Origin of the sequence: Nitrosomonas communis (assembly GCF_024102715.1) — a bacterium.
GTDB classification, from domain to species: Bacteria; Pseudomonadota; Gammaproteobacteria; order Burkholderiales; family Nitrosomonadaceae; genus Nitrosomonas; species Nitrosomonas communis_B.
The window spans coordinates 1-8,871 of record NZ_JAGFJM010000070.1 but is presented as its reverse complement, the minus strand read 5'-3'; the positions used below and the strand labels follow the sequence as shown (position 1 = coordinate 8,871).

Annotated in this window: 7 protein-coding genes; 2 read left to right on the top strand and 5 right to left on the bottom strand. The window is 49.1% G+C overall.

Annotated features, from left to right (window positions below):
* Window positions 1-92 precede the first annotated feature (92 nt).
* Window positions 93-1,430, bottom strand: a complete 1,338-nt coding sequence (locus J5I83_RS06540; RefSeq protein ID WP_304054327.1) for an FAD-dependent oxidoreductase — start codon at window positions 1,428-1,430, stop codon at window positions 93-95.
* 294 nt (window positions 1,431-1,724) lie between these two features.
* Here J5I83_RS06540 and J5I83_RS06535 point away from each other — a divergent pair, with 294 nt between their 5' ends.
* Window positions 1,725-3,224 carry a porin gene (locus J5I83_RS06535; RefSeq protein ID WP_304054325.1) on the top strand — a complete coding sequence of 500 codons (1,500 nt, stop codon included), beginning with the start codon at window positions 1,725-1,727 and terminating at the stop codon, window positions 3,222-3,224.
* Between the two features lie 128 nt (window positions 3,225-3,352).
* Here J5I83_RS06535 and J5I83_RS06530 read toward each other — a convergent pair whose 3' ends face one another.
* On the bottom strand, window positions 3,353-3,691 hold the full coding sequence (locus J5I83_RS06530) for a Rieske 2Fe-2S domain-containing protein (protein WP_304054324.1): 339 nt from the start codon (window positions 3,689-3,691) through the stop codon (window positions 3,353-3,355).
* A 690-nt stretch (window positions 3,692-4,381) separates the two neighbouring features.
* Here J5I83_RS06530 and J5I83_RS06525 point away from each other — a divergent pair.
* Window positions 4,382-4,804: a hypothetical protein gene (locus tag J5I83_RS06525; protein WP_304054322.1), complete on the top strand. Its 423-nt coding sequence runs from the start codon at window positions 4,382-4,384 to the stop codon at window positions 4,802-4,804.
* Between the two features lie 143 nt (window positions 4,805-4,947).
* Here the strand turns inward: J5I83_RS06525 and J5I83_RS06520 are convergent, their stop codons facing one another.
* The 3 genes from J5I83_RS06520 to J5I83_RS06510 all read right to left on the bottom strand — a co-directional run bounded on the left by J5I83_RS06520 (window position 4,948) and on the right by J5I83_RS06510 (window position 8,289).
* A complete protein-coding gene (locus tag J5I83_RS06520; RefSeq protein WP_304054321.1) occupies window positions 4,948-6,180 on the bottom strand; it encodes a glycosyltransferase in 1,233 nt (410 codons plus the stop codon).
* A complete protein-coding gene (locus J5I83_RS06515) occupies window positions 6,168-7,028 on the bottom strand; it encodes a transposase (RefSeq protein ID WP_304054319.1) in 861 nt (286 codons plus the stop codon). Before J5I83_RS06515 ends, J5I83_RS06520 begins: the two co-directional genes overlap by 13 nt.
* Before the next feature lie 115 nt (window positions 7,029-7,143).
* Complete coding sequence (locus J5I83_RS06510; protein WP_304054317.1) at window positions 7,144-8,289, bottom strand: hypothetical protein; 1,146 nt, start codon at window positions 8,287-8,289, stop codon at window positions 7,144-7,146.
* Between the last annotated feature and the right edge of the window lie 582 nt (window positions 8,290-8,871).

Genomic DNA, 8,871 nt, shown 5'->3' with positions numbered 1-8,871 from the left:
TCTCATGCGTACCGACGAAACTTGGGTTTACATCGCTATGATTCGTATTATGTTGAGGAGACTAGCTTAAAACAGGAGTTTCCAAACAGTTTCTAAGGGAAGGCGCTTTTTGTTTTCTGCCCCGGGGTCATCCGTTGGTAATAGTTACCAGTAATGGCGCCCAAGGTAATGTAGGTAAACAGGCCGAGGTCTTTGTTGCCGGGTAATACCAGCGGAGAAGTGAGGCTTTCCAGCAATTTGTAACGCCCTTGCTCGCCCAGGCCATCTGCATTTACCAGGCGCGAGGTAATTTTATGGGGTGCCGGCTGGTCTTCATCAGGTGGAAACGGTATACCTTGTAATCCCTGCTTCAGCAAATTCATATTGTGAAACGAATAACGATCCCAAGAACTCATGAGGTGATCGCCATAAAGTAAATGTCTGTAGTCGCGCCCGGCCTTGCCCAGAATAGTAACGGTGTAACGACCAGTGTCTTTAAAGCGTTGATCTATAAATTTCTGCAGACTATTTTCGTCTCCCTCCCAGTAACCATACATCACGCAGTTGTGACTAACGGTATGGGGATTAAATGGCTCATTTTCACTGGCATGCTTAGCAGAGATTTTCAGATTGGTCCCTACCAGCTGGCTGGCCGCCAGATCGGTAGAAGCGATTACCTTTTCCCAGGTTTGCAACACGGTGAGCGTGGGTGTGGCGCCGCGTATAGCAAACAGCCTGTTTTCCGGCACATACTGGAATTCGTTCCATTCGATCTGAAACTTGATCATTTCGGCAGGCAGCTCAAAGGTTTCAATCACAAATTCAGTGACGATACCGTAGCTAAAACCGCCGCCACCTTTAATCGCCCACAGCAATTCTCTTTCAGCATGATCTCCGTCCATGCTCACTTTTCGTATGCTGCCATCACCCAGCACTAGCGTGGCACCGACCACACTTTCGCAGCACATGCCATGCTTGCGGGTCCAGGGACCCCAGCCTCCGCCCATGGTGTAACCCGCTATGCCCACTGTGGCGCAGGTGCCATGGGGAATCATCACATCCTTCTTAGCCAGTTGCGTGGTAAGCTCTTTGAAACGTATGCCAGGCTGTATGCGAGCAATCCGGCGTACAGGATCAATTTCTACCTTATCCATTTTTGAGAGGTCAAGCAGAATAGTATCAGTACCTGAGCATTCCCCTTCATGGTCGTGTCCGCCCGAGCGCACGCGCAAAGGCAGGGCATGTTTACTGGTAAATTTGACCGCCACACTTGCCTGCTCGGCAGTAACGCACAGCACAATAGCAGCGGGCATAAACTGAAACCAGCGATTAAAGATCTGGCGATATTGATCGTACTTTTCTTGATTCGCCGAGCAGTTATAAAGAATTTCGGGTACCGGCACTGCAGCGGAGCGATAGGCTGCTCTGAGTTTTTCAACAATGGTGTTCATGTATTTATTAATGAGTTAAAAGTTTTTTATAAGTAAACAATCAAAGCATACCTCTTGGTATGTCGATGGATTATCGGCAACTTAGCCGTAAAACTGATCACTTTGATCTTTTACTTGATCAAGCGTCAGCAGGGTCATGGAAAGATTATAACTTGATGCATATAGCATGTAGCAGCCAATGTCATCATGTATTCATCCCAAAAAGAAGAATTCGGCATGATGCCGAAGCGCCTTGAAAGATATGGCGCAAGTTGGTGACGCAAAGGATGGCATTTCCTCTTACTGCAGCGCTGTTTGTTGGCGCTGATCGAAGCTGTCATAATTAGCTTCCTTGATAGTGAAGAAAATGTGCAATCCATGAGCAAGCAATTTCATTCTCCGCCGGTATCTCGCGTCGCTATATGGGGACTGTCCGCTCTGATCCTGATCGGCCCTGTTGCAGCAGCAGAACTGAAAGATCCCGAACTTTATAAGCAGGAACTGCTGGCCATTGAAAAGCGTCTGGATGCCAAACTGAAAGAACTGGATGAGAAACTGGAACGACTCGAAAAGCTGGAAGCGACTGCCGCAACGCCAGTAATGCCTGACAGCGTACCACAGGTAAAAACTGAAGAGACTAAACCTGTCCAGGCTGCAGAAAAAAAAGAATCTGTCAAGACCGAAGCTAAATCACAGGATCGCTTTGCCAATGTCAGTTACGGCAAAAATGGCTTTGAATTCAGAACCGATAATGACAAATTCTCGCTGGCCATCCAGAACCGGCTGCAAGTCCGGTATGCCAATCCATTTGACAGCGATCCACGTTCTGTCAGTGATCTGGAGCGCGATGAAAGTACTTTCATGATCCGCCGGGCGCGAACCAAGCTCAAAGGGCATGCCTATTGGCCATGGTTGCAATATTATTTGCAGTATGACTGGTCTCAGCCTGTGTTGCGTGATTTAAGTCTGACGATGGATAAATTCAAATGGGCCAAACTGTGGGTTGGTCGCGGTAAAGTCTTCTATAACGATGAACGCGTCAGTTCCTCCGGTAATCAGCAGCTCGTCAACCGTTCGATCGTCAATGATATTTTCACGGTAGACCGGCAGCAGGGCGTGCAGCTATTCGGCAATCTGTTTCCCGGCAGCTGGCACGATATCAGTTATTATACCGGCGTCTTTACCGGTCTGGGTGTAGGCGAACGCAACAATGACGATGATCATATGATGTACTCTGGCAGGCTACAGTGGAACGCGCTTGGTGGAGAAATGCCCTTTTCTCAATCCGATATTGAATTTCATCAAAAACCAGCGCTTAACTTTGCATTTGCCGCTGCCACCAATCGCAGCAGATGCACGGCATTCGAAACCGATAGCAGGAGCTGCCGAGATTTACCTGGCTTCAACCCGGGACAAGATGGACAATACCGCATCAATCAGATGATGGAAGAAGTCCGTTTCAAATGGCAGGGTTTTTCCGTTCAGCACGAAATGCACTGGAAAGAAGTCGTCGATACCCTTAAAAACCAAGGCGATCCCACACGCAAGACCAATCTGATGGGCGGCCTCGTTCAAGCTGGATACTTTCCCCACTACATTTTTCCGATCATACCCAAGAATCTGGAGCTCGCCGGACGGTATGCATTCGTTGATCCTAACGTGAATTTCAATAACGATCGGCAACAGGAAGGCAGCGGCGTCATGACTTATTTCTTTAATGGCCATTTGAATAAAGTGAGTTTTCAAGTCAGCCATCTCACCGTTGGAAACAAATCGAATCAGCGCTACTGGCTACAATGGGATTTCTCGTTTTAATGCATGGGAAAAAACAGTAGAGTAGACTATCCACCTGCTCGCGCACCGAAGTACATGCTCATTCTTTCAATAGCTGCCGCCCGGGCAGTGCGCCTCGTTCTTTAGTACCTTCGATAGGGACTAGCAATTCAATCACTGATCGTTATTTCATCCCCCTCCATCGTAACCTGATACACCGGCTCATCCTTTTTCATGAAAGAAGTGATCTTGCCGATAATCGGGTAACCACCTACCCAGGCCACTACCTTGCCATTTGCGATGTCGAACTTTGAACCGTGGCAGGGACAGGTCACTATCGTCCCCTCTAAGGTGCCATCGCTAAGAGAACACCCCCTGTGAGTACACTTATCCCCAATCGCATAGAAATTTCCACCCACCATGGCGACCAGGATACCTTTTCCTTCTAGCTCCACCCGCTTGGGCTGGCCCTCGCGCAACTGTGATGCTTTCAATGTCGTTTTTGGCATCGCTCCCTCCGATCTTTCGCAAAAGATTGTCTTCTCTTCGACGCATACAGGAAAAAAATAATTGGGCCAGAGCAACTTCATTTTTAACATTACTCTGGTTTAAAATTTTCAAAACCAATCCTACTCTGTTCCCTGCTGATACTAAGGAAGAACAAATGGGCAGACAATAATGCAAATGCATACAATTTTTATCTTTCAGTACCCCTGAACACCCCAAAGAATAGTCATGTGATCTGGCTATGGCATTATTGATATCGGATCATGAAAAAATTCCCCGTCAGGTGATCGAAGCTGTTGCAAAAATTTGAGGCATTGCCTGCCAATGCTTTCTGGCCGTCTGTACTCCTTGAGTCAGAAAGATTGAAGGTGTAATGCACTTGCGGCGCAAGTTCTGTCTCTGTATCATTTTAAACTGAGGTTTTTCATTAAAGTTATTAACTTCAATAAAATCAGAAAATTATCACAATATTCCCTATTGGGAATATCTTAAAAATCAAATAGCCAGGTTTCTGATGGAAAATTTTGGTTAGCTATTGCGTTATTTTCTCATTGAAATTGAGAGGGAAAACAACTAAAGCCTAGCCATTAATAATGGTTAGGAATTCTTTATTTTGTAACGCGGCCAATATTTATTGCTTCAGATTACATTTATTTTTATTACAACGTTTTTTAATAACAAGAGCATTTACAATGAAAAAATTACTTTTTGCTGTTTTGGTTTCCATGGTGTTTGCTAATCATCTTTATGCAAAAGGAGGCAAAAGCAGCGCATCAAAGGGTACATTTAGTTCCAAGAGTTCCAAGCCAAGCAGTTCTCAACCTGCTACCACAACACAAAAGAAAGCTGATACTCAGAACCAGCCGGCACCAGCACCAGCACAAGCACAAAATACAGCGCCTAGCACTCCCGCATCAGCAACCAGCGCAAACACCGCGCCAGCAGCACCTAACGCAGCAGCTGGAAATCCATCCCTCCTTCAATCAGTCATGCCTGCTTTAGTAGGAGGCGCAGTTGGTAGCTATGTCGGCAGCAAATTGGCCGATGACGGAGATAATGAAAAGTCAGCAGAAGGCAATGAAGCTAAGAAGGAAGCAGAGCTTTTAAATCCTTAGAACTGCTTGGCAATTGAGCACCCTGGCGATAAGGTAGCGCTTTTATGCGCTTTATAGTCATTGTCATGACTCAATAAAAAAGCGAAAGAAGCTTATCCAAACCCTGCGTAATGGAGGGCACTTTGGGCTGAGTTTTGATTCATTCAACCGCGCCCATCCACGCCCTCCAGCAACCTGCGGTAGCCTGCGACAGTAGCTTCGACCGAAAACTCGCCCGCACGGGCACGTAAGCGCGCCGCGTCTGGTGGCGCCGCCAGGGTCGCGAGCATCGCAGCTGCCATTACTTCAGGATTGCCGATCGGCACCAGCGGCCCATAGGCACCATCCTGCAGGATCTCGCGCGGGCCGTTCGGACAATCAGTACTGATCACAGGGCAGCCGCTCGCCAGCGCTTCCAGTAGCACGAGCGCAAAGCCCTCCCATGCCGACGACAAGACAAACAACGAAGCGCGGCTCATCCAGACATAGGGATTGTCGACAAAGCCAGGCATGAAGACATCGTCCCGCACGCTGAGCTGATAACAGAGCGTTTCCAGCATTTTACGTTCATTGCCTTCCCCCAGAATGACCAGCCGCAGATCACGCTCCTTGCGCGCAATGGCAAAAGCACGGATAAGGGTGGAAAAATCCTTCTGACGATGCAGACGGCCCACGCCGAGAATGAGTGGATGCGAGCGATCAACAAGCCAGGGGTGCTCGAGCGGCATCTGGCCGGCACGGGTGACCGCTTCCGCATCGACTGGGTTATAGACCAACGTAATCAATTCCTCGGGAAGGTGCGCCGTCCGGGCCAAGTCCTGTGCCACTCCGCGAGATACAGCAGCGATCGCGTCAGCTTCCGGGTAAAAGCGACGAACGAGCTCAGGGTAGGCGCGCCGGAACAGACCGTGGCCGCGCTGCGCCACGACTGACAGCGTATTGTGCTCACTGACCACCAGCCGGGCAGGAATACCAGCAGCAGCGCGCGCGATGATTGCCGCCAGATTGGACTGAGTTCCTGCCGCTAGAATGGCGTCGGGTTTTGCGATCCGCAGATGCGCTATCAGCGCGGACAGACGCCAGAACATATCCGGCTTCAGCGGCGTCAGCAGAGGCAACAGCCGGAGCGCGTCATGTGGATGTGCCTTGAGCAAGGTAGCAGCACTAGAAAACGCATCGCTGTGCGGCAGACAGCAAACGCTCACGCCCGGGGGCAGCTTAGCGTTTATTCCTGCATCATGACCCGTCAACACCTCCACTTGGACGCCACTCTTGGCAAAGGCTTCGGCCAGCAGCAAAACGATACGCTGCATGCCGCCACCCTCGAGTGTACGCACAATCAAGGCAAGCGAAGAAATATTGAGAAAAGCTTTGGTGTCAGGCCTTACATTTGACATTCCAGCTTTCTCTTTTCCGCCAGTTTCACTGCCCGGCTCACGGTGGCGTAGCTCACACCAAAATATTCGCCCACTTGTGCCAACGTATAATGTCCACTTAAATAAGCTTGAGCCATGCTTTCATCGCGAGTCTGATATCGTTCGGCAAAGTAACTCAATGGTTTTACAGGAGCCCGTTTTTGCTTTCTGGGTATATCTTTGAGTGATTGTTCAGGATTGAGTTTGCGTTGCATGTCATTGACAAAATCATCACTACCCAGATAAATCTGATTCTTCAGCTGTTGCCAGGGGGAAGATCGTCCTTTACCGGCTTGAACAAAATCACGGTAGCGTTGCTGAGCGACGCTCTTTCTTTCGTCAAATCCGGCGAGTATCCATTTGCTTGTTAAGCAGGCATCGGCTTCTTCATAGCCAGCCGTTGCGCGATAGCTGCTCCAGCGCCATGCCTTGGCATTGCGCACCATCCGCGCCCGCACCGGATTTAGGACAATGTAACGTGCCAATTCCAGCAGATAGGCATCCTTCTGCACCAGGATGGCTTTGAAACGGCCCTGAAACACGTGACCGACGCGCTGATGCCGCCGATTGAAATATTGCGTGTAAGTGCCGTTGAGATACTTCATGCCCTTGGATAGGGTGGGCGAATTGGTTTCAATCATCAAGTGATAGTGATTGTCCATCAGGCAATAGGCATGACAATCCCAGTCATAACGAGTGACCGTATTCTGTAGCAACGTCAAAAACTGCTGACGATCAGCATCATCGCCATAGATATCTTCCCGCGCGTTGCCACGTCCCGTTACATGATACAGCGCTCCGGCAAATTCAATGCGTAATGGTCTTACCATTTGCACATCCTTGGTAAATTTAAAGTTATTGCAGATTAAAATACCAAGATAATTATGTCAATTGTAAGGCCTGACCCCAAATTTCCGCAGATCACGTTTTCCTCGAAATTTTTGACTAAAACCGGTAGACGGCGGCAACTCCCGTTTGCGTCGGCATCCGTTCGGCAGGCACAATCACTACTTGCCCCTTGCTCTCCAAGACCAACTCCGCCAGATCATCGAGTACGTCGTCAACGTGTGCGCTGGCAGCATCGTCCAATTCAATTGAGCTGGACTCCGGCAGCACACGCCCGGGAATATGTCGGTCTGCATCCACCAACAGCGTAGCTACGCGCCCCCCTGCTGCGGCTTGCGCAATCTCCTCCAAGTCCTCCGTGCCGAGCTCCCTTGATTTCGCGATTTCGAACATTTCCACCAAGCCGGCCAGTCGCGCCAGATAATGAGGTTCGATAACGCGCCAGGCCTGTTGGCGAAGAGCATCGACTGACAAGGCGTCAGGATGGATCTCCACTCCCTCGGGCAACAGGAAAGGGTTACGGCTGATGCGCCGGAATTCCGCTTGATGTTCGGGCAGTGCGGCTAACAGCAGAGGCAGGCCCGAAGGGCGAGAGTAATTTTTCAGGATAGCACGGTCTACGAGGCGAAAGAATTTTTCGGTTTCATTTTCCACTATTTCCGCCTTGGCCGACTCCGACCTTACTTTCGCTCCCGCGACGCCTGCACGATAGTTCCAGGTTGACACCATACGCTCCTTCCCCTCCCCGAGCGACATTCCCTCGATCATCTGAAGAACGTCAGGAGACAGCTCAATCTCATCCAGAACATCGCGATTCCCCTCGAAACCCCTGATCTCCTGACGGCTGAGTCCAAGAATCTGGTACCGTCCCGCTGACTGCAGAATACGCAATAGTGGTTTGATATGGAAGCTTTCCGCCACTACGAATAATTCACGGACCGGCCGCTGTAACCTGTACACGCGGAAGATGCCGGGGGCGCCGAGTACTGCCAGGCCATCCAGCGTATGGTTCCAGAAATCAGGATCGGCAGCCAGTTTTTGGAATGGCTCAAGCAGCGGTTGAATGTCCCTGTTCGAATATTTTTCCCGCAAGGATTCTTCTATCGACTTGATGAGGTTCCGGAAACGGATAGGATCTTGCTGATTATCAGGGTGAGACCGATGGGTGGGTTGATAAACTGAGAGGCATGGCCCCTCAGGAGAAGCAAGAATACCGCTTGCATAATCACTGGCAAGTGAGTCCATTGAATGACCTCCTCTGTGTAAAGAAAAGAGCTTCCCCTTGAATCGTAAGCATAGAGTATAGGAAAAATAAACGTGCTTTTTCCTAGAGGATCAAAGTACAGAAAATTCGATAACGTGTCAAATACACTGCCAAATGATCAAGAATTCACAAACTCTGTGTCTGATTGTCCGCAAAACGTATTGATTTTGAGTGCTTTTTTGTCCTTAGGGTAAATAGTGCCCAAGGGGAAACGTTAGCTCGACAAAGAAGAGCGCTGAGAAAGATGTGATTGGAATTAGACGAAATCGAAAAGATCCTGGACTTGCGCAGGAGAACGTGGCTGTGCGCGAAGGAAGTTAACAGGGTCAGGCCTTACAATTCACATTCTTACTCCCTCCTTTCCACTCACTTGATCAGCCAAATCACAACCACGTAACTTCCACCAAGATATTCATCCACCTCTCTATGCCAAATGTATACTTCTCGTGAGTCAAAAATTGGTTTAAGTTAGTGCAGTATAGCCATGAATATATTAGAATTTTGATATGTCATCACGTTACCGGCTCACTGCACAAGAAATTGCCGATTTAGAATCAGCGCAC